Origin of the sequence: Mediterraneibacter gnavus ATCC 29149 (assembly GCF_008121495.1) — a bacterium.
Classification (GTDB): domain Bacteria; phylum Bacillota; class Clostridia; order Lachnospirales; family Lachnospiraceae; genus Mediterraneibacter; species Mediterraneibacter gnavus.
Map to the genome: position 1 here is coordinate 1,687,494 of NZ_CP043051.1, position 21,795 is coordinate 1,709,288.

Below are 21,795 nucleotides of genomic sequence, written 5' to 3' on the forward strand. Positions count from 1 at the left end.
AACCAAGTGGAAGGGTGGTATTCTTTTCATAGGCAGTGGAGAGGTCGATCCTGTTTGATTGTTATTTTGTGGTGATTTAACAATACTACTTTTAGGACTTGCTTTCCACTGTTTTGTTATAGAAAACAGAAAATCGCTATGCCACAGCCTCGGCAGGCCATCGCGTAGCGATTTTGTTCAATTTAAATTTAGTGAAATAAAAAAGGAAGTCAGTGGATTGCAGACAGCAATTGTTATCAGTCAAGAAGAGTTATTTAAGGATGTGATTGTAGAATTTACAGGTGCATCACCAGATGCCGCAGTACAAATCAGAAATATGTCTAAAGACAAGATTTTGTCAGAAATAAGCTTTCAGGCAGATAAAACAAGTGATATACAAAAAGGAGACACGGTTACTGTGACCGCAACAATTCCAAGCGAATTGGAAGAGCAGGGATATGTATTTGAGAATACAAGCAAAGAATATAAGGTGGAAAAAGTAGACTCCTATGTGCAAAAGTTTGAAGATTTGCCAGAAGAAGATTTAAAGAAAATAATGAATCAGGCAAAAGATATGGTAGAAGCTAATTTAAAAACCGGTAAATTAAGTACGTCCTTTTACAAAGGGAATGAACTGGCTGGTACAATGGAACGGTTTGATTCAATTAGTGAGCTACAATTAGAGAAGTCATATTTTTGCCATATGAAAGACGGGATTACATCCTTGTGGGAAACTAAGAATAAGATGTATATCACGTATTCTTTTAACGTGACGGGAATGCACGTGTTTGGTCCGAAAGAAGATTACCAGAACTGTTATATTCGCATTGCCTGTGAAGATTTGATATTAACGAAAGATGGAGACTTACAATTTGATATAGGAACTATGAAATTTTCAAATGGATATGCCTATTTCGATTCATTCTACACACAGGAGATAGCAAGTCTGAAAGATAACTATGAAATTGAAGAAATAGATCTTTCTTCATATCAGCAGTAGTGAGAATAATTCTGGGATAGAAAAATGAAAGAAGAAAAGTTTAAGAATAACGTTTTATGGTACAATTTTACTTTATGCATTCTTGTTGTGTGCATTCATGCACAGAATATGCATATTTTTATAGAACCAGTAGCGTGGATTAATCATGCAATCTGGTTTTTGGTTGAGAGAATTGCCTGTCTGGCAGTTCCGGGATTTTTTATGTGTTCAGGATATCTGTTTTATAGGAATTTGACATGGAAAAAAGTTACAGAAAAACTGAAACAAAGAGTGTTTAGCCTTGTCATTCCGTTTTTGATATGGAATTTTTTATACTATATTTTGCATTTTGTAGCACGGCGAATTCCGTATTTTGGACAATTGTTCGATACCGCAGTACCGTTTTCGTTACAGGAATTCATAAATGCAGTATTCTGTTACAAATATAATCCAGTATTTTGGTTTATGTTATATTTGATTTTGTTTTCATTTATGAGTCCCATTATTTATGGGGTTTTGCGGCAGAAATGGGTGGGATTATTTGTAGTAATACTGGTTCTGGTTATCAATTTTTCCGGAGTACTTGTATCTTATATTCCAGTGAAAACAGGTGACATTTTGGGATGGAGTTTCTACTATTTGACAGGTGGCTATATTGGAATTCACTGGACAGAAATTATAATGCCAAAGAAGAAGTATTTACCTGTAGTGATTTTGGGGATTGGTATGTGTTTCAGCTTTGTATTATCTTTTGTCTACGGGGAGAATGGATGGATTTATATATATAAAATGTGTGGGGCTGCTTTTTTATGGTACTTCATTTCAGCAATAGAGTTGGCACAAGCTCCGGGATGGATGAAAAATACATTTGTTATTTACGCAGTTCATCAGATAATGGCACTTTTTATTAATAAACTAACCAATTTGCTTTTTGGAAATAGTATGTATGTAGGTGGAATTATATTTCTGTTCATACCTGTTGTGGTAGTAGTATTTTGTTATTTTATGGAATTATTTATGAAAACATATTTTCCGACTGTGTGGAAGATAATATCTGGGAGAAGATGAGTCTCAAAATCAAAACCCCCAGGAGAATCTCAATCAACATGATTCTCCTGGGGGTTATTTTACTTAAGCATGAATCGTAGTTCCGGTCTTACCCTTGAGTGCATCATTGATCTTGTCATAAGATGTGATCAGAGCGGTACGTCCTTCCCTTTCTTCTACAAATTCAACGGCAGCCTGGAATTTCGGGAGCATGTTGTAGACTCCGAAATGTCCCTGTTCCATATATTCTTTTGCCTGTGCAGCTGAGATTTCTCCCAGTTTTTCTTCGTTGTCTTTTCCGAGATTGATACATACCTGCTCTACACTTGTCAGGATGATCAACTGATCGGCATCCACACCTTCTGCAAGTTTTCCGGCAGTCAGGTCTTTTTCAATGACTGCGCTGGCGCCTTTTAAGTGATTATCCTGTTCCAGTACAGGGATTCCGCCTCCACCGGCAGCGATTACGACCTGATCAGCATCCAGAAGTGCGTTGACTGCATCCAGTTCCACGATCTTCACAGGATGCGGAGCGGAAACGACTCGTCGGAATCCTTTTCCGGCTTCTTCGATCACATAATTTCCTTTTTTACGCTCTTCGTTGGCTTCTTCTGCGCTCATGTAACGTCCGAGAACTTTGGTTGGTGTATAGAAAGCCTCGTCATAAGGATCTACGATAACCTGTGTCAATACAGTGCTGACTGTACGGTAGATTCCGCGGTTCATCAGTTCTTCCCGGATTCCGTTCTGGAGATCGTATCCGATATAGCCCTGGCTCATGGCAGAACATACAGACATCGGTGCAGCTGTATAATTTTCATGACGCTGTCCGAATTCATTCATGGCAGTGTGGATCATCCCTACCTGTGGAGCATTGCTGTGGGTGATCGCAACCTGAAATCCGGCTTCGATCAAATCTGCGATTACTTTTGATGTATTTTTTACTGCGACTTTCTGCTCCGGCAATGTAGTTCCAAGAGCACGGTGTCCCAGTGCAACGACAACTCTTTTCTTCATAGTCATATCCCTTTCGTTAAATAATTGTGATGAGTAAATTATATTATTTTTCGTACAAAAAAGCAACGTTATTCCACGCAGAAGTTGTGGATTATCGATAAAAGGCAAAGAAGACATCCAGCAACATCAGCATTCCCAGCAGAACACATACGCAAAGCAGGAACCAGAGCGGGATTTTTCTGGTAACCTGTTTCCATTTTGGTGCGATGAAATACTGGCAGGTGCATCCGATCAGTCCCAGGAACACGGCATCCGCAAAAAACGGAGGCAGCAGAGATGGACGAAAGTATTGAGAAATTTTGTGCAGGTCTGCGTGCCAGATCATCTGGACTGTAAAATCTGAAAGGTATCCAATCACAGAGTATAATAACCCGTTCATACAGAATGCCAGAATCGGATTTTTTGCAAATCGGTGCAGCATCGTTACGCTGAGAACACCGCAAATTCCATAAAGAGGAATCCATGGACCAAGCAGAATACTACGGTTCAAAAAGACCCCTTCCATTGTGAGATAGCTCAGTGTTTCCAGAATCCATCCAAGAATGGAAAACAGAAAGAACAGCGAGGCCAGTGTCAGCGAGTGATAGAAACCGGTCGGAGCCAGAGGCTGATGCACAGCACGGACCGGCGGCTGGACAGAAAACAGAAAGGCCGGATACTGATGTGGTTCAAAATAGGCAATCTTTGTATAAGGTCCTTCGGAATCGTCATAAAGCGCTTTGCGGATCAGTAGCTCGTCATCAGAAAGCTCCTGTTCCAGAAGTGGATCATTAAACAGTTCGTAACGGGGAGCGCGGGACCGGATATAATTTTTTCGCAGGGTCATATATAATTCAGCATCGGTGGCTGTCTGATAAGGATTGACAAACAGAAAATCCAGAATACCGAATGTAAGGAGAGAAAGAATGCTCCATCCGATAAAAGACAGATGCAGAAGAAACATCCGCCATTTGTTTCCGCGCATCAGCTGTCTGGATAAAAAGAATGCATCCTTTCGTCCCATCGTCGGGTTCTCAGCCAGTATATAAGGAATCATGCTGTATTCGTACTTTTTGATGATGCCGCCGATGAACGTCAGGTTCCAGAAAGTCTGAAAAACACAACGGCAGGTCATGATCCATGCAGGGTGGGAAAAGAAGTTCACTTTGTAAAGAAAGAAAAGCTTACTGATCGTTGTCTGCTGATAAGTGCGTGCCTCCAGAAAGAAACGGGCTTCTCCGACAAGCAGCACGTTTTGAATGAAGACAGTGTAGAGAAAAGAGAGCAATACCCCCAGGAGAAGCAGAAAAAACGAGGTGGAAAACGGATCAAGGAAGGCCTCGTTGACAGTCTTTAAAGTGGCAAAGATAAAAGATCTTCCACTGGTATATATATTGAGGATGTGTTCGAACAGAGTTGCCAGTGGTGCACCGGAAAACGAAATCTGAAATACGTGCTGCAGCGTGTCTGTTGCGATCGAGGAATTGGAGGCATCTGGAAAATTCAGATGTGTCTGAACAAAAATTGTTTGCAGTCCCGGGCGAAACTGCCGGAAAATAAAAGTGGAAGATGCAAATGAGGTCGTTAAAAATGCGATCAGAAAACAGACAGATACCATTTTCTGATAGTTGCTCTTTAGTGATTTTTTTGCCTGATGTTTCAGATGTTTTCTTGTCCACATAACAGGATTCCTCCGATTCTGATGATAGACCTATTATAGTTGCTTCACGCCAGACTGTCAAAGAAGATTTGCACCTTGTCAACAGAACCTGAAATCTGCTAAAATTTAGATTGCTGTGAACAGTAACCATAGAACAAGGAGGATGAAAAGTTGAGAAAATTGATTCCTTATTTGAAAAACTATAAAAAGGAAAGTATTATCGGACCGCTGTTTAAACTTTTAGAGGCGGTATTTGAATTGATTGTGCCATTAGTCACTGCAAGAATTGTTGATATCGGAATTCAGAACCGGGATATCCCGTATATCTGGAAGATGGCGGCATTGCTGGTGGCGTTTGGTGTAATGGGACTTTTGTGTTCCCTGCTGGCGCAGTATTTTGCGGCAAAAGCAGCTGTCGGTTTCGGAACAGAACTTCGGCATGATCTGTTCTGCCACATTGAACAGCTTTCTTATGCGGCAGTAGATAAGGCTGGCAGCGCCACGCTGGTTGTCAGGATCACAAGTGATATCAATCAGGTACAGTCCGGTGTCAATCTGGTGCTTCGTCTGTTCCTGCGATCGCCGTTTATTGTGGTAGGTGCAATGGTCATGGCATTTACGATCAATGTAAAGACCGCATTGATCTTTGTCGTGACAGTTCCGCTTCTGGCGCTTGTGATCTACGGTATTATGATCGTGACGATCCCGCTGTATAAAAAAGTACAGAAAGCACTGGATCAGGTGCTTGTCTCTACCAGAGAAAATCTGGCGGGAATCCGTGTGATCCGTGCGTTTTGTACACAGAAGAAAGAGCAGGAAGAGTTTGATACAAAGAGTGAGATACTGATGAAGCTACAGTTTCTGACCGGACGGATTTCAGCGCTGTTGAATCCGATGACATATATTATCGTCAACGCCGGGATTATTGCGGTTGTCTGGTATGGGGGCGGACAGGTATATGAAGGGCTGCTGACACAGGGAGAGGTAATCGCCCTGGTCAATTATATGTCCCAGATTCTTCTGGCGCTGGTGGCTCTGGCGAATCTGATTGTTTCCTTTACAAAAGCAGTAGCATCTGCAGCCCGCCTGAATGAGGTGTTTGCACTCAAATCCGAGCTTGTGGACGGAGAGTGGGAGAAAGCAGAGGCGAAAGTGGAAGCCGTGAAAGTAAAGATGGAACACGTGACATTCTGCTATCCGGGCAGTCAGGAGTCGGCGCTGGAGGATATTTCTTTTACCGCGAAAGCAGGAGAGACGATTGGAATCATTGGAGGGACAGGTTCCGGCAAGACAACTCTGGTCAATCTCATTCCCCGGTTTTATGATGTGACAGAGGGAAAAGCCGAAATCGATGGACTGGAGATTTCAAAATACCGGACAGAGGCTCTGCGAAAACAGATTGGAGTGGTTCCGCAGAAGGCAGTGCTGTTTTCCGGTACTATAAAGAGTAATCTTCAAATGGGAAATGAGCAGGCATCCGAACAGGAGATGTATGCGGCATTAAAAACCGCACAGGCTTTGGAGTTTGTGGAGGAGAAGCCGGGAAGGCTGAATGCTCCTGTCAGCGAAGGCGGAAAAAACCTGTCGGGAGGGCAGAGACAGAGGCTGACGATCGCAAGAGCACTGGTGAAAAATCCACAGATCCTGATTCTGGATGACAGTGCATCTGCGCTTGATTTCGCTACAGATGCGGCACTTCGAAAAGCATTGTCCCAGGATACGGAAAATATGACCGTATTTCTGGTATCGCAGAGAGCATCCTCTGTCATGCATGCCGATAAGATCCTGGTATTGGATGACGGAAAGATGGTGGGATACGGCAATCATGAAGAGCTGCTTGGAGCGTGCGGTGTCTATCAGGAAATCTGTCGGTCTCAGTTTTCGAAAGAGGAGGGGGTTCAGTATGCATAAAAAGAAAAAAAGTGTATGGAAAAAGATACTCTGGCTGATTCGGCCCTATCTGCATTTTTTGATGCTATCATTCGTATTTGCGGGTATTTCTGCGTTGCTGACATTGTATGCTCCGATTCTGATCGGTAATGCTGTGGATCTGATTATTGGAAAAGGAAGTGTGGATTTTGACGCGATCGGCAGGATTCTGTTCAGGCTGGCAGGGATTATTGTTATAACAAGCGCTGCGCAGTGGCTGATGAATCTGTGCAACAACCACATTACGTATCGGGTAGTTAAGGATGTCCGTACAAAGGCATTTGCAAAGCTGCAGAAGCTTCCTCTGAAATATGTAGACAGCCATGCATATGGAGAGACCATCAGTCGGATCATCACCGATGTGGAGCAGTTTTCGGATGGACTCCTCATGGGATTTACTCAGTTCTTTACCGGTGTGGTGACGATTTTGGGAACCCTGGTATTTATGCTCCTGATCAATGTGAAGATTGCGTTGGTTGTAATCCTGATCACGCCGGTATCTTTGTTTGTGGCAAGCTTTATTGCGAAGAGAACTTATGTGTTTTTTAAAGCACAGTCAGAGACCAGAGCACAGATGACATCCCTTGTCGATGAAATGGTGGGAAATCAGAAGGTTGTGCAGGCATTTGGATACGGTGACCGGGCAGTGGAGAGGTTTGATACGATCAACAAAAAGCTCCAGAAAGTCAGCCTGCAGGCGATTTTCTTTTCGTCCATTACGAATCCGAGTACCCGGTTTGTCAACGGACTGGTGTATACAGGGGTTAGTATTGCAGGTGCGTTTACCGCAATCGGAGGCGGGATCACGGTGGGGCAGCTGTCTTGCTTTTTAAGCTATGCAAACCAGTATACAAAGCCGTTTAACGAAATCTCAAGTGTGGTCACAGAGCTTCAGAATGCACTGGCATGCGCACGGCGGGTATTTGACTTTATTGAGGAACAACCGGAAGAGCCGGATGCGGCATCGGCGATCGAACTGAAAAATCCAGACGGCAGTATGACACTGGAACATGTCAGTTTTTCTTATAATCCGGAGATTAAGCTTTTACAGGATCTGAACCTGAATGTAAAGCCGGGTCAGAAAATTGCGATTGTAGGACCGACGGGATGCGGAAAGACGACGCTGATCAATCTTCTGATGCGTTTTTATGATATTCAAAGTGGAGAGATCCGTGTCGGCAATACCGGAATTCAGAATATTACAAGAGACAGTTTGCGGGCCAACTTTGGAATGGTTCTGCAGGAGACCTGGCTGAAAGCAGGAACGATCGCAGAGAATATTGCGTATGGAAAAGAAGATGCCACAAGGGAAGAAATCATTGCGGCGGCAAAGGCGGCTCATGCGCATGGGTTTATCCGGAGAATGGAGCAGGGGTATGATACGCTGATTCAAGAAGAGGGCGGAAACCTGTCACAGGGGCAGAAGCAGCTTTTGTGTATTGCCAGAGTTATGCTCAGAATTCCGGATATGTTGATTCTGGACGAGGCAACCTCTTCGATCGATACCCGTACAGAAATGAAGATTCAGGAAGCGTTTCAGAGTATGATGAGGGGACGTACCAGCTTTATTGTGGCACATCGGCTTTCTACTATTCGGGAGGCAGATGTGATCCTTGTGATGAAGGATGGAAATATTATTGAACAGGGCAGCCATGAGGAGTTGTTAGAAAAAGGCGGATTTTATAAAAATCTGTATGAAAGCCAGTTTGCGTCTTAGAAAAAAGCCCGGGGAGATCATGCATTTCCCCGGGCGGTCATATATTCATGCTCGCGTTTTAATTCTGCAAGACAGTCTTTTGCGAGCCAGTGCTGATTGGTCGGTGTGAGGATCGCTTTGTACGGAAACGGTCCCGCACCGCTTTTTTTCAAAGCAAGAAGCGCCTGATCCAGCTTCTGGTTGGAAAGTCCGCAGAATACGATCATTGTATCGGAGAGCTCTTCTCCGTCATAAATTTCTTCAGAAGGTGTCATGTCCGGCAGCCCTGCAAGTACACCGAGAGGCTGGCTGTAATCTTTGAGTGTAATGTGGCGGAGACGCACACGAAGCGGAAGCAGTGCACGTTCCACTTTCTTTTTTACTTCTTTGTCTGATATATGGAATAATAAAATACTTTCTCTCATACAGATGAAATCTCCTATCTATCTTTTTGCATTTATTGTAATAGATTTTATCTTGTAAGGAAAGGGCAGATTATAAAAAATCTATTGACGGGTACAGGGAAAAGAAATATAATAGCTGTATTAAGAAGATAATACAATAATACGACAGGTGTACAGCACACCAGACACAGCCGGGAGGAAAAGTATGATTGAGATTAAGAATCTGACAAAGACGTATAAGTTGAATAAAAAGCAGATGAAAGAATCCAGAACCACAAATCCGATCAAGACGGCAGTCAATGCTCTTACGCTGACTGCGAAAAAAGGTGAGATTTATGGCCTTTTGGGACCCAATGGAGCAGGGAAGACGACTACGCTGCGCTGTATTTCCACGATCATCAAGCCGACAAAGGGCGAGATTTATGTAGATGGGCATGAGGTGCGCAAAGAGCCGGAGAAAGTGCGGGAAAAGATCGGATTTCTGACCGGAGATATCAAGCTGGATCCACAGTTTTCCCCGGATTATATGTTTGACTTTTTCGGGAAGATCCATGGAGTGAAGCCGGAGAAGCTCAAAGAACGAAAAGAGGAACTGTTTACTTATTTTGGGATCAAGGATTTTGCGCACAAAAAGATGAAAGAGCTGTCAACCGGAATGGGGCAGAAGGCTGCAATTGCAGTCAGCCTGGTACATGATCCGGATATTGTTATTTTTGATGAACCGACAAACGGTCTGGATGTCGTGACGGCAAGGAGTGTGACAGACTATCTGAAGCGCCTGAAAGAGGAGGGAAAGCTGGTCATTATTTCTACACATATCATGTCAGAGGCAGAGAAGCTGTGTGACCGGATCGGAGTGATCATTGACGGAAGGAAAGTGATGGAAGGGCATCTGGAGGATATCTTAAGAGAGACACAGACAGAAGATCTGGAGGATGCGTTTTTTGAATTGTACAGTCAGGTAAAAGGAGGCGGGGAAGATGCGTGAGATTCGATTGATCTGTAAAAAAGAATTATCCAGAGTGCTGACAGACAGAAAGATGTTATTTTCTGTATTTCTTCTGCCGGCGATCATCATGGTGGTCGTAATGAATGTAATGACCAGTTTTTCGAAAAATTTGGAGAATGATGTCAAATCTCATGCGCCCATTGTTTATCTGCAGAATGCCCCGGAGGGTGTGGAGCAGTACTTGAAGGCGTATAATGAGAAGATGGATCTGCGCACGGTGGATGACGAACAGAAAGTGACAGAGGAAATCAGAGATGGATCAGCCGATTTGTGGATTGCTTTTCCGCAGGATTTTCTGGAGCAGATAGAAGTTTATAAGACAGGGGATGAGATTCCTCAGATCAAAGTTTATTACAATCCGTCCGAAGAGTATTCGCAGGCTGCCTATGAAGGTGTGGCAGGCGGATGTCTGGAGGTTTACCGGCAGGCACTGTTGTCAGAGCGTGTCGGAGATATGCAGTCTTTGACAGTATTTACGGTGAATTCAGACAATCCGGACATGGTAATCCAGGATGAACAGAAAGCCGGCGGCAAAGCACTTGGCATGATGCTTCCGTATTTTGTGACGATCTTACTTTTTGCGGGAGCAATGGGACTTGGAACCGATATGGTGGCAGGTGAAAAAGAGCGTGGTACCATGGCAAGTATGCTGGTAGCGCCGATCAAAAGAAGCTCGATCGTACTCGGAAAAGTATTTGCGCTGATGATCATTTCAGGAATCAGTTCGGTTGTATATGTTGCGGTTATGGTAGGCTTTCTGCCACAGATGATGGGGGCTTATGGAAGTGAGGGGCTGGGACTGAGTCTGGAAGTCGGGCAGGTGCTGATGATGGCATTTTTGCTGATCGCGATCGCATTCCTGTATTCCGGAATCATTGTTCTGATTTCTGTCTTTGCAAAAGATACAAAAGAGGCAAGCAGCTATATTATGCCGGTTTATATGCTGATTCTGGTTTTGGGGATTGCGACAATGTTTACGACGCATAATATTGAAAACTGGTATTATGCAGTACCGGTGTTTAATACAGCGCTGGCGCTGCAGGGTATTCTTACAGGGGATGTGAGTGTGATGCAGTATGCGGTGACACTGGCAGAGACATTGATCCTGGGAGTGATACTGATCACGGTAATCGCAAAAGCATTTGAAAGCGAAAAGGTAATGGCAAAATAGAAGTTGTTTCAGACAGAGCATTTCACAAAGAGAAGGTGCCTGCATATAGTAACAGTAAGAAGGCTGCTGTATGCAGGCGCTTTTTATAGCGGCAGAACGGATTTCGGGAAGCGGGTGTGAGGTGTGAGGTGTGAGGCTCTGTGAACTGAGGGAGAAAGAAGTGATCAATATATGTAACTGCAGAAGACTTGGCTGTGTGGTGGATGTGGATATTGATGTCTGCGATGGAAAGGTTCTGGCGATCATTATTCCGGTTCCCGGGAAGATTTGCGGGATACTTGGCAGTGACGGAGAATATGTGATTCCGTTCGGTTGTATTAAAAAAATCGGGCCGGATATCATTTTGGTGGAAATCTGTGAAGAAAAGTTTTTGCAAAAGTACTAGATGTTGGTTATAATGGGGAAAAGAAACCAAATGCAAAGGGAAAAGAAAGGCGGAAACGAGTATGAAATGTCCGTATTGTGGTCATCCGGATACGCGGGTGATCGATTCCAGACCGGCGGAGGACAACAACGCCATCCGAAGAAGAAGATCCTGCGATGAATGCGGGAAACGATTTACAACCTATGAGAAGGTAGAGACGATTCCTCTGATCGTGATCAAAAAAGACAATAACAGAGAACAGTATGACAGATCTAAGATTGAAGCCGGAGTTTTGCGGGCATGCTATAAGCGTCCAGTTTCAGCACAGCAGATCCAGCAGACGATCGATGATATCGAGCTCCAGATATTTAAAAGAGAGGACAAAGAGATCCCAAGCAAATTGATCGGAGAGATCGTGATGGATCGTCTCAAAGATCTGGATCCGGTCGCCTATGTCCGTTTTGCATCTGTATACAGAGAGTTTAAGGATGTGAACACATTTATGTCCGAACTGAAGAAGATCCTGGAGTAGCTGTATGCGAACCTATAAATTGACGATCGCTTATGATGGAAGCCGGTATCAGGGCTGGCAGAGACAGAGCAATACAGACAAGACGATCCAGGGGCTTTTAGAGCAGGCAGCGTCTGAGGCGGCAGGATATCCGGTGGAAGTACAGGGATCAGGACGCACAGACGGCGGTGTCCATGCGAAAGGGCAGACGGCCAGTGTGATCCTGCGCGGAAAAGTACAGGAGTCTGAGTTTTTACAAAATATGAACCGGCTGCTTCCTTTGGATATCCGGGTGATCGAAATGGAACTGGTAAAGAACGGATTTCACGCGAGACTCAGTGCAGTTGGAAAATGTTATGAATACTGGATCGATATGCGGGAAAAACCAGATGTGTTTATGCGAAAGTATACCTATCATTATCCGAAAGAGCTGAATATAGAGGCGATGCAAAGAGCAGCGGATGATCTGATTGGACGGTATGATTTTGCCGCATTTACGGACAAAAAGGAGGAAAAGTCCACAATTCGCACAATTTATGCTATAATCGTGGAGGTACAGGGGGACAAGTTGAGGATCGAATACCGGGGCAGCGGTTTTATGTATCATATGGTGAGGATCCTGACAGGAACTCTGTTGGAAGTAGGAGACGGAAGAAGAACGCCGGAATCGGTAAAGGCTGCACTGGCAGGCAGAGACAGGGCAGATGCCGGATTTCTTGCACCTGCAAGAGGGCTGACATTAAAAGAAGTGTATTATTAGATTGGGGGCGGGTACGAAAGTAGACGGTCCCTTTTTGGGTTTTTCTAAAGAAAACAGGAGGATTTATGAAGCTGATATCATGGAATGTAAATGGAATCCGTGCCTGCGTACAGAAAGGATTTCTGGAATTCTTTCGGGAAGCAGATGCAGATATTTTCTGTCTGCAGGAGACAAAGCTGCAGGCAGGTCAGATTGAGCTGGATCTGGAAGGGTATGAGCAGTACTGGAATTATGCCGTGAAAAAAGGATATTCCGGAACGGCTGTATTTACAAAAAAGAAACCATTAAATGTGACTTATGGAATCGGAATCGAGGAGCACGATCAGGAAGGTCGTGTGATTACACTGGAATTTGAAGAATTTTATTTTGTGACTGTGTACACGCCGAATTCTCAGAACGAGCTTGCCAGACTGGATTACCGCATGAAGTGGGAATCTGATTTTCTGGCGTATTTGAAGAAACTGGAAGAGGAGAAGCCTGTGATTTTCTGTGGTGATCTGAACGTGGCACACAAAGAAATTGACTTGAAAAATCCGAAGACGAACCGGAAAAACGCCGGATTTACGGATGAAGAAAGAGGAAAGTTTACCGAGATGTTAAATGCGGGATTTATTGATACATTCCGGTATTTCTATCCGGATCAGGAAGGGATTTATTCCTGGTGGTCTTACCGGTTCAGTGCCAGAGCAAAGAATGCAGGGTGGAGGATCGATTATTTTTGCGTTTCAGAATGTTTGAAGGACCGGCTTGCGGATGCGAAGATCCTGACAGATGTTATGGGATCAGACCATTGTCCGATCGAGCTGGATTTAAAATAAAAAGGAGAGAATGAACATGACAAAGATTGATATTATTTCCGGATTTTTAGGAGCCGGAAAAACAACATTTATTAAAAAGATGCTCAAAGAAGCATTTTCGGGAGAACAGGTTGTGCTTATCGAGAACGAATTCGGAGAGATCGGGATTGACGGAGGATTTCTTAAGGAAGCGGGAATTGAAATCAGGGAGATGAATTCCGGATGTATCTGCTGTTCGTTAGTCGGAGACTTTGGAAAATCCTTAAAAGAAGTGGTAGATACGTATCATCCGGATCGGATTCTGATCGAGCCATCCGGTGTTGGAAAACTTTCTGACGTGATCAAAGCAGTGCAGGATGTGCAGGATGAGATCGAAGCGGAGCTGAACAGTTTTACAACAGTTGTAGACGTGACAAAATGCAGATTATATAAGAAGAATTTCGGAGAATTTTTCAGCAATCAGATCGAATATGCAGGTGCGATCATCTTAAGTCGTACAGATAAGGCAAAACCAGAGAAAGTGGAAGAAAGTGTTGCGCTGCTTCGCAAGTTAAATGAAAAGGCTCCAATCATCACAACTCCAATCGAGCAGTTGTCAGGAGAGAAGCTTCTGGAGACAATGGAGCACAGCAAATCTCTGGAAGAAGAGTTGCTCCTGGAAGAGGAAATCTGCCCGGAATGCGGACATGTGCATGAACACGCACACCATCACCATTGCCATGAAGAACACGATCATCATGAGCATCACCATCATCATGGAGAGGAGTGTGGCTGCGGACATGGCCATCACCATGAGCACCATCACGAGCATGAACATCATCATGATGGGGAGTGCGGTTGTGGCTGCGGACACAATCATGACCATGAACATCATCACCATCATCATGCAGATGAAGTGTTTACAAGCTGGGGACGAGAGACGATCAAAACCTACAGCAGGGAAGAAATCAGCAGAATCTTAAAGACGCTGGAAGAGGATGACACATACGGAACTGTTCTTCGTGCAAAGGGAATGGTCGCAGGTGCAGACGGAGAGTGGATTTATTTTGACATGGTTCCGCAGGAGCATGAAGTCAGAAGCGGGGCAGCGGAATATACGGGAAGAATCTGTGTGATCGGTTCCAGGCTGGAAGAAGACAAGCTGGAAGAATTATTTGGACTGAAAAAATAGAAACTACAGACAGGAGAGAGAACAATGAATGAACCGGATGTAATGGTTTATCTGATGACTGGATTTTTAGACAGTGGAAAATCCCAGTTTTTAAAGTTCACACTGACACAGGATTATTTTCAGATTGATGGAACAACGCTTCTGATTCTCTGCGAGGAAGGTGAGGAAGAGTTTGATCCGCTGGAAATGGCAAAGCATGGTGTGAAGATCATCAAAATAGAAGAACAGGAAGAGTTGACAGAAGCATTCTTAAATGAACTGCATGAAAAATATTCGCCGGAGCGTGTGGTGATCGAATACAACGGAATGTGGAAAGTCAGTGACTTTGAAGCGTTAAATCTTCCTGAAGGATGGGAGATCGAACAGAAGCTGACAACAGTGGATGCCAGTACATTCCAGATGTATCTGAACAACCTGAAGCCGTTGTTTGTGGAAATGGTACGCGGGGCGGAACTGGTGCTGTTTAATCGTTGTACAGATATTGAACCTCTGGCAGGATACCGCAGAAGTGTGAAAGTAGTCAGCCCACAGGCAGAAGTGATCTTTGAGGATGAAAACGGTGAGATCGAGAATATTTTCGGGGATGATGTGCCGTATGATCTGAACGCGCCTGTGATTGAGATTCCAAGAGAGGATTATGGAATCTGGTATGTGGATGTTATGGAAAATCCGGACAGATACAAGGGAAAAGTGATTGAATTTACCGCAAAAGTATTAAAGCCGAAAGGATTTCCGTCCAAGGTATTTCTTCCGGGACGGATGGCGATGACCTGTTGTGCGGATGACACTACATTTTTAGGATATATCTGCAAGAGCGCCTACGCACCGAAGCTGCAGGCAGGAGAATGGGTGAAGGTGCGCGCAAAAGTACAGTATGGACATGTATCAGTGTATAAAGGTACCGGACCGATTCTGGAGGCAGAGCATATTGAAGAAGCCGAACCAATCGAAGAGCTGGTTTACTTTAACTAAAAAGAGTGAGGGAGAGACAAGATGGAAAAAAGATTTGACGTAATCGCAATGGGAGAACTTTTGATTGATTTTACAATGAACGGACAGAGCGAACAGGGAAATAACCTGTTCGAAGCCTGCCCGGGAGGAGCGCCGTGTAATGTGCTGGCAATGCTGAACAAGCTTGGTAAAAAGACTGCATTTCTGGGAAAAGTAGGAGATGATCAGTTTGGAAGACTGCTGCGGGATACGATCAGCAGTGCAGGGATTGATGCATCTAATCTTCTGACTGATGATGAAGTGAACACGACGCTTGCATTTGTACATACTTTCCCGGATGGAGACCGAGAATTTTCTTTCTATAGAAATCCGGGGGCAGATATGATGCTTCGTGAGGAGGAAGTTGAGGAAGACTTTATCCGTCAGGCAAGACTGTTCCATTTCGGAACTCTGTCCATGACACATGAAGAAGTCAGAAAGGCAACAAAAAAAGCGCTTAAGGCAGCGAAGGACAATGGACTTTTAGTATCCTTTGATCCGAATCTGCGCCCGCCGCTGTGGAGTTCTCTGGATCTGGCGAAAGAACAGATGGAGTACGGATTCCAGTACTGTGATATTCTGAAAATTTCTGATAATGAGATTCAGTTTGTATCAGGAAAAGAAGATTACGATGAGGGAATCCGGTATCTTCAGGAGAAATATCAGATTCCGTTGATTCTTCTGACAATGGGGAAAGACGGAAGCCGTGCGTACTACAAGGGAATGCGTGTAGAAAGAGCCGGAAAATCAGTGAAGGCGATCGAAACGACAGGAGCCGGAGATACATTCTGCGGAAGCTCTTTAAATTATATTCTGGAGCATGATTTTGAAAATCTGACGGAAGAACAGCTGGGAGAAATGCTCACATTTGCAAATACAGCAGCAGCGCTGATTACAACCAGAAAAGGAGCGATTCGTTCCATGCCGGAGAAGGAAGAGGTTCTGGAATTTCTGCAAAAATAAAAAACTGCTTTCTTTTTCCCGATAAATAGTGTACAATGAAGCGCAGTACATGAAGATATGGGAGGAATATACAATGCCGGAAGCAGTAGCAGAAGAATTGTGTGTGAAGTTTAGAAACATCGATGAAATACAGGAATTTGCAAAAGCAGTGAATCAGTTTGATGGAGATGTTGATCTGAAACAGGGGAGAATTACGATTGATGCGAAGTCTCTTCTGGGAATCTGCAGTATGAATATAGAGGAAGAGATGGAACTGCAGGTGTTTAATGGGGATGCAGAAGAATTGAAAGAATTGATCAAGAAATTTCTTGTTTAAAGTATGTATACATCGATAACATAAGGGTATTTTCCAGTGGATGGGAGATACCCTTTTTCGAAAAAGAAAGGAGAGAGCAGGATGAAATTTACAAAAATGCAGGGATTGGGCAATGATTATGTCTATGTGAATGGTTTTGAAGAACGGATTGAAAATCCTTCTGAAATGGCTGTAAAAGTGAGCAACCGGAATTTTGGAGTCGGTTCGGATGGACTGATTCTGATCAATCCGTCCGAGAAAGCAGATTTTGAGATGGAGATGTATAATGCAGACGGTTCCAGGGGAGAGATGTGTGGAAACGGAATTCGTTGTGTGGCAAAATATGTTTATGATTATGGTCTTACCGATAAGACACATATTTCTGTGGAGACACTGGGCGGGATTAAATATCTGGATCTGACTGTAGAGGATGGAAAAGTGGTTCTGGTAAGAGTGGACATGGGAAGTCCGATCCTGACACCGGCGCAGATTCCGGTCATCGCAGATGAGGCGGAAGCGGTTGCTGTTCCGATCCTTGTGGACGAAACAGAATACCAGATGACTTGTGTTTCTATGGGAAATCCTCATGCAGTCATATTTATGGATGATATCGAACATCTGGAGATTGAGAAGATCGGACCGAAATTCGAGCATCATGAACGATTTCCGAACAGAGTGAATACAGAATTCGTGAAAGTCTTAGACAGACACACGGCAAGTATGCGTGTCTGGGAGCGGGGATCCGGGGAGACACTTGCCTGTGGAACCGGAGCCTGTGCAGTGGCAGTGGCATGTATTCTCGGAGGATATACAGAAAACAAAGTGACGGTTAAGCTGCTCGGAGGAGATCTGCTGATCGAATGGGATCGTGAACAGAATAAAATCTATATGACAGGACCGGCAGAGGTTGTTTTTGACGGAGTGTGGAAGGCATAATAGAAAAAGAGGCAGGGCGTTCGTTACGGTTTATCTCCGGTTACTATCAATACCTGAGATGAACGGTAACGAACTTTGCTTAAAAAATAAAAAAAGTGCTTGACTTTTTGGAAAATTGCGATATAATGTAAATGTTGAGTCTGACAGAAAGAGAAATGATGCGGATTGGTGTAATGGCAGCACAGCAGACTCTGACTCTGTTAGTAGAGGTTCGAGTCCTCTATCCGTAGCTTGTAAGACAGTCATAAAGGCTGTCTTATTTTTATGTCCGGAGTATGTTACTGTGTACAGTTGCAGAGTGATTTTTACTGTTGTTTTTGGAGAAAAAAACATTGACAATCAAGGACAAAAAGAATATAATAAAGCAGTATGACATAAGGAGAAACAGCTTACACCAAAGCCCCGGAGTATGCTGATTTCATATAGAAGAGTTAAAGTAAATAATCTATGATAATTAGTAAGTAGGAGGAACACCCATGAAAACTTATATGGCTAACCCAGACAAGATCGAAAGAAAATGGTATGTGGTTGACGCTGAAGGATGTACATTAGGACGTCTGTCTTCAGAGATCGCTAAAGTGTTAAGAGGAAAAAATAAACCAGAGTACACACCACACGTTGATACAGGAGATTACGTAATCGTTGTAAACGCTGATAAAGTGAAAGTAACAGGAAAGAAATTACAGCAGAAAATCTACTACAATCACTCTGATTATGTAGGTGGAATGAGAGAGACAACACTGGCTGAGATGCTTGCAAAGAAACCAGAAAAAGTTGTTGAACTTGCTGTAAAAGGAATGCTTCCAAAAGGACCTTTGGGAAGAGCAATGATCAAGAAACTTCATGTATACGCTGGACCAGAGCACAACAACCAGGCTCAGAAACCAGAAGTACTGACATTTTAAGGAAAGGTTGAAAGGAGGACATTACATTGGCTAACGCAAAATATTACGGAACAGGAAGAAGAAAAAAATCTGTTGCAAGAGTATATCTTGTACCGGGAACAGGAAAGATCACAATCAATAAAAGAGATATCGATGAGTATCTTGGACTGGAAACATTAAAAGTTGTTGTTCGTCAGCCACTCGTTGCTACAGGAACAACAGACAAATTTGATGTAATCGTAAACGTACATGGTGGTGGATACACAGGACAGGCTGGAGCAATCCGTCACGGAATCTCCAGAGCACTTCTTGAAGCTGAAGCTGAGTACAGACCAGTATTAAAGAGCGCTGGATACCTGACACGTGACCCACGTATGAAAGAACGTAAGAAATACGGTCTCAAGGCAGCTCGTCGCGCGCCTCAGTTCAGCAAGAGATAATCTGCTGTTCAAACCGTATCAAAATGGTTCAAAAACCCCGGAAAATCAAGGTTTTCCGGGGTTTTACTGTATCTAAACGGGCTGATGTGGTTTGACCAAATTTGGCAAATCGAGAGCCGTTTTCACCCAATTTTTAGTGGTCCGCAAGTGGTTAACCGGCCAAAAAGAGGGCAAAAAGAGGGTCAAGTGGTGCCCAAAGTGGTTAACCGAGAGCCGATTTTGGGGTGTTTTTGGAGGTACTTTTCAGCCTGCCTTCCCCTCGTTTTGGGCTGTGGCAGTTTGGCATAGTTTGACCTAATTTGAATAATTGAATATGAATTTGATATAGCACTCAGTATAAAATGACTGGGTGCTTTTTTCATTTCAGGAACTCGTATTCCGGCGATAGAAAGAGCCGTCACTTCACTTTTTATTTTGGAGTGGCGGCTTTTTCTATTTCCAGAAGCAACAGCAACAATTAGAAATGAGGTGAAGTCAATGAACACGCAAATCATTGCCATTGCCAACCAGAAGGGCGGCGTTGGCAAAACCACCACCTGTGCCAATCTTGGAATCGGTTTGGCGCAGGCCGGAAAGAAAGTCCTGCTGATCGACGGAGACCCGCAAGGAAGCCTGACGATCAGCTTGGGCAATCCCCAGCCGGACAAGCTGCCCTTTACGCTGTCGGACGCTATGGGACGCATCCTGATGGATGAGCCGCTCCGTCCCGGCGAGGGTATCCTGCACCACCCTGAGGGCGTAGACCTGATGCCTGCGGACATCCAGTTATCCGGTATGGAAGTATCTCTGGTAAATGCCATGAGCCGTGAGACTGTCTTGCGGCAATATCTGGACACGCTGAAGGGGCAATACTCCCATATCCTCATCGACTGCCAGCCCTCTCTGGGGATGCTCACAGTCAATGCGCTGGCCGCTGCGAACAGGATCATAATTCCCGTTCAGGCAGAGTATCTGCCCGCCAAAGGGCTGGAACAACTGCTCTCCACGGTGAACAAGGTAAAGCGGCAGATCAACCCCAAGCTCCAGATAGACGGTATCCTGCTGACGATGGTGGACAGCCGAACCAACTTTGCCAAAGAGATCTCCGCGCTCCTGCGGGAGACCTATGGCAGCAAGATCAAAGTATTCGGCACAGAGATTCCCCATTCTGTTCGGGCAAAGGAAATCAGCGCCGAGGGAAAAAGCATTTTTGCCCATGATCCCGGCGGCAAGGTGGCAGAGGGCTACAAAAATCTGACGAAGGAGGTGTTGAAACTTGAAAAGCAGCGCGAAAAAAATAGAGCTGGCCTCGGTAGATGATCTGTTTTCCACCGAAGAAGGTCGCCAGGATGCAAAGCTGGAAAAGATTCAGGAAATTCCGTTGTCTGAACTGCATCCGTTTAAGAACCACCCATTCAAAGTCAAGGATGACGAAGCCATGATGGAGACCGCTGACAGTATCAAGCAGTATGGCGTTCTGGTTCCGGCGATTGCCCGACCGGACCCGGAGGGCGGTTATGAGCTGGTGGCCGGACACAGGCGGCACAGAGCCAGTGAGCTGGCAGAAAAGGAAACTATGCCGGTCATTGTTCGGGATTTGGATGATGATGCCGCCACGATCATTATGGTTGACAGCAATTTACAACGAGAAAGCCTGCTCCCCAGTGAAAGAGCATTTGCTTATAAAATGAAGCTGAATGCCATGAAACATCAGGGGGAGAGAGTTGATTTAACTTGTTCCCAAGTTGGGAACAAGTTAGAGGGCAAGAAGTCCAGCGAGGTTTTGGCAGAGCAAGTTGGGCAGAGTAAAAACCAGATTTTTCGCTATATCCGTCTGACAGAGCTGATTCCAGAATTGATGGATATGGTGGATGAAAAGAAGATTGCCCTGAACCCAGCCTATGAGCTGTCCTTTCTCAAAAAAGAAGAACAGACAGATCTGCTGGACGCCATGGACAGCGAACAGGCTACCCCTTCCCTTTCCCAAGCCCAGCGGCTCAAGAAATACAGCCAGGAGGGGCATCTGACCCTCGATATGATGCGTGTCATCATGGGTGAGGAAAAGAAAAGTGATCTGGACCGAGTGACATTTACCTCTGACACCTTGCGGAAGTATTTCCCTAAAAGCTATACGCCCCAGCGGATGCAGGAAACCATCATCAAGCTGCTGGAGGCATGGCAGAAAAAGCGTCAGAGAGACCAGGAACGATGAAAGGAGCCGCCTATGAGGGATATTTCAGCCCGTGAGCTGAAAGGACACAACATTCTCGCCGTAGAGAGGTTTTGGGATAACACCCGCTGGATGATTGAGTTTTCCGTCCTGCGTCCCAGCACTCCTTACGGCAGCCCCGGAGATGAAATGCGGCTGTTTTTGACTGAGGACGGGTATCAGTCCGCCCTGCAAAGCCAGCAGCGCAGGGAGATCAAGATCAAAAGGCACGCCCGTGTAATTGAGGGGCATGTCTTGGATGTAAAGAAAAAACGGAGAAAATAAGATGTTTAGAGAAAAAGAAATTTGCAATGCCATTAGGACGGCGTATCTTTATCTTTTCCCCGACAAAAAGGAGCGGAAAAGGGCGCTCTCCAGATTGAACATGGAACTTGTGGCGCAGTCTGTCCGCTATCGTGGGGAAAGTGTCCTTGCTTACCAGACCGCTGGGAACCATGAGTGTTCTTTGAACTACTATGGGCCAGAGTTGTTTCCGCAGCGGGGATTTTGTATTTACCAAAAAACTATCCAGAGTCATTCTACGCAGGTGGATGCTTCTTGCATCAGGGAACTATGGCTCTTGGAGGACGGGCGGTTTGTGGATGTCTCCTGCGTGAATACGAAAT

23 protein-coding genes and 1 tRNA gene are annotated in these 21,795 nt (G+C 44.6%); 21 read left to right on the forward strand and 3 right to left on the reverse strand.

The features are described from left to right. The first annotated feature begins 217 nt into the window (after positions 1–217). Both FXV78_RS08230 and FXV78_RS08235 read left to right on the forward strand, forming a co-directional pair. Positions 218–979 carry a hypothetical protein gene (locus FXV78_RS08230; RefSeq protein ID WP_039959363.1) on the forward strand — a complete coding sequence of 254 codons (762 nt, stop codon included), beginning with the start codon at positions 218–220 and terminating at the stop codon, positions 977–979. Between the two features lie 24 nt (positions 980–1,003). After that, a complete protein-coding gene (locus FXV78_RS08235) occupies positions 1,004–2,026 on the forward strand; it encodes an acyltransferase family protein (protein ID WP_004841139.1) in 1,023 nt (340 codons plus the stop codon). A gap of 63 nt (positions 2,027–2,089) precedes the next feature. Here the strand turns inward: FXV78_RS08235 and arcC are convergent, their stop codons facing one another. Both arcC and FXV78_RS08245 read right to left on the reverse strand, forming a co-directional pair. Continuing rightward, positions 2,090–3,022 carry a carbamate kinase gene (gene arcC, locus FXV78_RS08240; protein ID WP_009245371.1) on the reverse strand — a complete coding sequence of 311 codons (933 nt, stop codon included), beginning with the start codon at positions 3,020–3,022 and terminating at the stop codon, positions 2,090–2,092. A gap of 91 nt (positions 3,023–3,113) precedes the next feature. Continuing rightward, complete coding sequence (locus FXV78_RS08245) at positions 3,114–4,682, reverse strand: DUF975 family protein (RefSeq protein WP_004841135.1); 1,569 nt, start codon at positions 4,680–4,682, stop codon at positions 3,114–3,116. A gap of 150 nt (positions 4,683–4,832) precedes the next feature. On the opposite strand from FXV78_RS08245, the gene FXV78_RS08250 reads away from it, so the two are divergent. Next, on the forward strand, positions 4,833–6,572 hold the full coding sequence (locus tag FXV78_RS08250) for an ABC transporter ATP-binding protein (protein WP_039959361.1): 1,740 nt from the start codon (positions 4,833–4,835) through the stop codon (positions 6,570–6,572). Beyond that, positions 6,565–8,307, forward strand: a complete 1,743-nt coding sequence (locus FXV78_RS08255; RefSeq protein WP_004841131.1) for an ABC transporter ATP-binding protein — start codon at positions 6,565–6,567, stop codon at positions 8,305–8,307. The genes FXV78_RS08250 and FXV78_RS08255 overlap by 8 nt, the downstream gene beginning before the upstream one ends. 17 nt (positions 8,308–8,324) lie before the next feature. Here FXV78_RS08255 and FXV78_RS08260 read toward each other — a convergent pair whose 3' ends face one another. Further along, positions 8,325–8,711: a DUF3783 domain-containing protein gene (locus FXV78_RS08260; protein ID WP_004841129.1), complete on the reverse strand. Its 387-nt coding sequence runs from the start codon at positions 8,709–8,711 to the stop codon at positions 8,325–8,327. 184 nt (positions 8,712–8,895) lie between these two features. On the opposite strand from FXV78_RS08260, the gene FXV78_RS08265 reads away from it, so the two are divergent. The 17 genes from FXV78_RS08265 (at position 8,896) to FXV78_RS08355 (ending at position 21,454) form a co-directional block, all read left to right on the forward strand. Continuing rightward, a complete protein-coding gene (locus FXV78_RS08265; protein WP_004841128.1) occupies positions 8,896–9,678 on the forward strand; it encodes an ABC transporter ATP-binding protein in 783 nt (260 codons plus the stop codon). Then, positions 9,671–10,870 (forward strand): ABC transporter permease, encoded by a 1,200-nt coding sequence (locus FXV78_RS08270; RefSeq protein ID WP_004841127.1) that lies wholly within the window; start codon positions 9,671–9,673, stop codon positions 10,868–10,870. Before FXV78_RS08265 ends, FXV78_RS08270 begins: the two co-directional genes overlap by 8 nt. Positions 10,871–11,000: 130 nt before the next feature. Then, positions 11,001–11,255 carry a YlmC/YmxH family sporulation protein gene (locus FXV78_RS08275; protein ID WP_009245364.1) on the forward strand — a complete coding sequence of 85 codons (255 nt, stop codon included), beginning with the start codon at positions 11,001–11,003 and terminating at the stop codon, positions 11,253–11,255. Positions 11,256–11,316: 61 nt separating this feature from the next. Further along, entirely contained in the window at positions 11,317–11,766 is a 450-nt protein-coding gene (nrdR, locus tag FXV78_RS08280; RefSeq protein ID WP_009245363.1) for a transcriptional regulator NrdR, read from the forward strand. Between the two features lie 4 nt (positions 11,767–11,770). Further along, positions 11,771–12,505, forward strand: coding sequence for a tRNA pseudouridine(38-40) synthase TruA (truA, locus tag FXV78_RS08285; RefSeq protein ID WP_004841118.1), 735 nt, complete (start codon positions 11,771–11,773; stop codon positions 12,503–12,505). A gap of 65 nt (positions 12,506–12,570) precedes the next feature. Continuing rightward, a complete protein-coding gene (locus FXV78_RS08290; protein WP_004841116.1) occupies positions 12,571–13,323 on the forward strand; it encodes an exodeoxyribonuclease III in 753 nt (250 codons plus the stop codon). 16 nt (positions 13,324–13,339) lie between these two features. Beyond that, positions 13,340–14,473 (forward strand): CobW family GTP-binding protein, encoded by a 1,134-nt coding sequence (locus FXV78_RS08295; protein ID WP_039959357.1) that lies wholly within the window; start codon positions 13,340–13,342, stop codon positions 14,471–14,473. A 24-nt stretch (positions 14,474–14,497) separates the two neighbouring features. After that, positions 14,498–15,445 carry a TIGR03943 family putative permease subunit gene (locus FXV78_RS08300; RefSeq protein ID WP_004841112.1) on the forward strand — a complete coding sequence of 316 codons (948 nt, stop codon included), beginning with the start codon at positions 14,498–14,500 and terminating at the stop codon, positions 15,443–15,445. Between the two features lie 21 nt (positions 15,446–15,466). Beyond that, a complete protein-coding gene (locus tag FXV78_RS08305) occupies positions 15,467–16,426 on the forward strand; it encodes a carbohydrate kinase family protein (RefSeq protein WP_004841109.1) in 960 nt (319 codons plus the stop codon). 73 nt (positions 16,427–16,499) lie between these two features. Next, positions 16,500–16,742: an HPr family phosphocarrier protein gene (locus FXV78_RS08310; protein WP_039959354.1), complete on the forward strand. Its 243-nt coding sequence runs from the start codon at positions 16,500–16,502 to the stop codon at positions 16,740–16,742. An 81-nt stretch (positions 16,743–16,823) separates the two neighbouring features. Beyond that, a complete protein-coding gene (gene dapF / locus FXV78_RS08315; protein ID WP_022037264.1) occupies positions 16,824–17,657 on the forward strand; it encodes a diaminopimelate epimerase in 834 nt (277 codons plus the stop codon). Between the two features lie 159 nt (positions 17,658–17,816). Further along, positions 17,817–17,887: transfer RNA gene (locus tag FXV78_RS08320), tRNA-Gln, on the forward strand. A gap of 246 nt (positions 17,888–18,133) precedes the next feature. Continuing rightward, the gene (gene rplM / locus FXV78_RS08325) at positions 18,134–18,562 is read left to right on the forward strand and encodes a 50S ribosomal protein L13 (RefSeq protein ID WP_004841102.1); all 429 of its coding nucleotides are present in this window, start codon (positions 18,134–18,136) and stop codon (positions 18,560–18,562) included. Between the two features lie 26 nt (positions 18,563–18,588). Then, the gene (gene rpsI / locus FXV78_RS08330; protein ID WP_004841100.1) at positions 18,589–18,981 is read left to right on the forward strand and encodes a 30S ribosomal protein S9; all 393 of its coding nucleotides are present in this window, start codon (positions 18,589–18,591) and stop codon (positions 18,979–18,981) included. A 477-nt stretch (positions 18,982–19,458) separates the two neighbouring features. Then, positions 19,459–20,280, forward strand: a complete 822-nt coding sequence (locus FXV78_RS08345; protein WP_039959352.1) for a ParA family protein — start codon at positions 19,459–19,461, stop codon at positions 20,278–20,280. Beyond that, entirely contained in the window at positions 20,237–21,172 is a 936-nt protein-coding gene (locus tag FXV78_RS08350; protein WP_004841095.1) for a ParB/RepB/Spo0J family partition protein, read from the forward strand. Before FXV78_RS08345 ends, FXV78_RS08350 begins: the two co-directional genes overlap by 44 nt. A gap of 12 nt (positions 21,173–21,184) precedes the next feature. Next, complete coding sequence (locus FXV78_RS08355) at positions 21,185–21,454, forward strand: DUF5720 family protein (protein ID WP_004841094.1); 270 nt, start codon at positions 21,185–21,187, stop codon at positions 21,452–21,454. Positions 21,455–21,795: the final 341 nt, after the last annotated feature.

What these genes read in the sequence shown, in the direction of transcription:
- FXV78_RS08235 (WP_004841139.1), top strand. Translation starts at nt 1,004, where the DNA reads ATGAAAGAAGAAAAGTTTAAGAATAACGTTTTATGGTACAATTTTACT.
- arcC (WP_009245371.1), bottom strand. Translation starts at nt 3,022, where the DNA reads ATGAAGAAAAGAGTTGTCGTTGCACTGGGACACCGTGCTCTTGGAACT.
- FXV78_RS08245 (WP_004841135.1), bottom strand. Translation starts at nt 4,682, where the DNA reads ATGTGGACAAGAAAACATCTGAAACATCAGGCAAAAAAATCACTAAAG.
- FXV78_RS08255 (WP_004841131.1), top strand. Translation starts at nt 6,565, where the DNA reads ATGCATAAAAAGAAAAAAAGTGTATGGAAAAAGATACTCTGGCTGATT.
- FXV78_RS08260 (WP_004841129.1), bottom strand. Translation starts at nt 8,711, where the DNA reads ATGAGAGAAAGTATTTTATTATTCCATATATCAGACAAAGAAGTAAAA.
- FXV78_RS08265 (WP_004841128.1), top strand. Translation starts at nt 8,896, where the DNA reads ATGATTGAGATTAAGAATCTGACAAAGACGTATAAGTTGAATAAAAAG.
- FXV78_RS08270 (WP_004841127.1), top strand. Translation starts at nt 9,671, where the DNA reads ATGCGTGAGATTCGATTGATCTGTAAAAAAGAATTATCCAGAGTGCTG.
- nrdR (WP_009245363.1), top strand. Translation starts at nt 11,317, where the DNA reads ATGAAATGTCCGTATTGTGGTCATCCGGATACGCGGGTGATCGATTCC.
- truA (WP_004841118.1), top strand. Translation starts at nt 11,771, where the DNA reads ATGCGAACCTATAAATTGACGATCGCTTATGATGGAAGCCGGTATCAG.
- FXV78_RS08290 (WP_004841116.1), top strand. Translation starts at nt 12,571, where the DNA reads ATGAAGCTGATATCATGGAATGTAAATGGAATCCGTGCCTGCGTACAG.
- FXV78_RS08295 (WP_039959357.1), top strand. Translation starts at nt 13,340, where the DNA reads ATGACAAAGATTGATATTATTTCCGGATTTTTAGGAGCCGGAAAAACA.
- FXV78_RS08300 (WP_004841112.1), top strand. Translation starts at nt 14,498, where the DNA reads ATGAATGAACCGGATGTAATGGTTTATCTGATGACTGGATTTTTAGAC.
- FXV78_RS08305 (WP_004841109.1), top strand. Translation starts at nt 15,467, where the DNA reads ATGGAAAAAAGATTTGACGTAATCGCAATGGGAGAACTTTTGATTGAT.
- FXV78_RS08310 (WP_039959354.1), top strand. Translation starts at nt 16,500, where the DNA reads ATGCCGGAAGCAGTAGCAGAAGAATTGTGTGTGAAGTTTAGAAACATC.
- dapF (WP_022037264.1), top strand. Translation starts at nt 16,824, where the DNA reads ATGAAATTTACAAAAATGCAGGGATTGGGCAATGATTATGTCTATGTG.
- rplM (WP_004841102.1), top strand. Translation starts at nt 18,134, where the DNA reads ATGAAAACTTATATGGCTAACCCAGACAAGATCGAAAGAAAATGGTAT.
- FXV78_RS08345 (WP_039959352.1), top strand. Translation starts at nt 19,459, where the DNA reads ATGAACACGCAAATCATTGCCATTGCCAACCAGAAGGGCGGCGTTGGC.
- FXV78_RS08355 (WP_004841094.1), top strand. Translation starts at nt 21,185, where the DNA reads ATGAGGGATATTTCAGCCCGTGAGCTGAAAGGACACAACATTCTCGCC.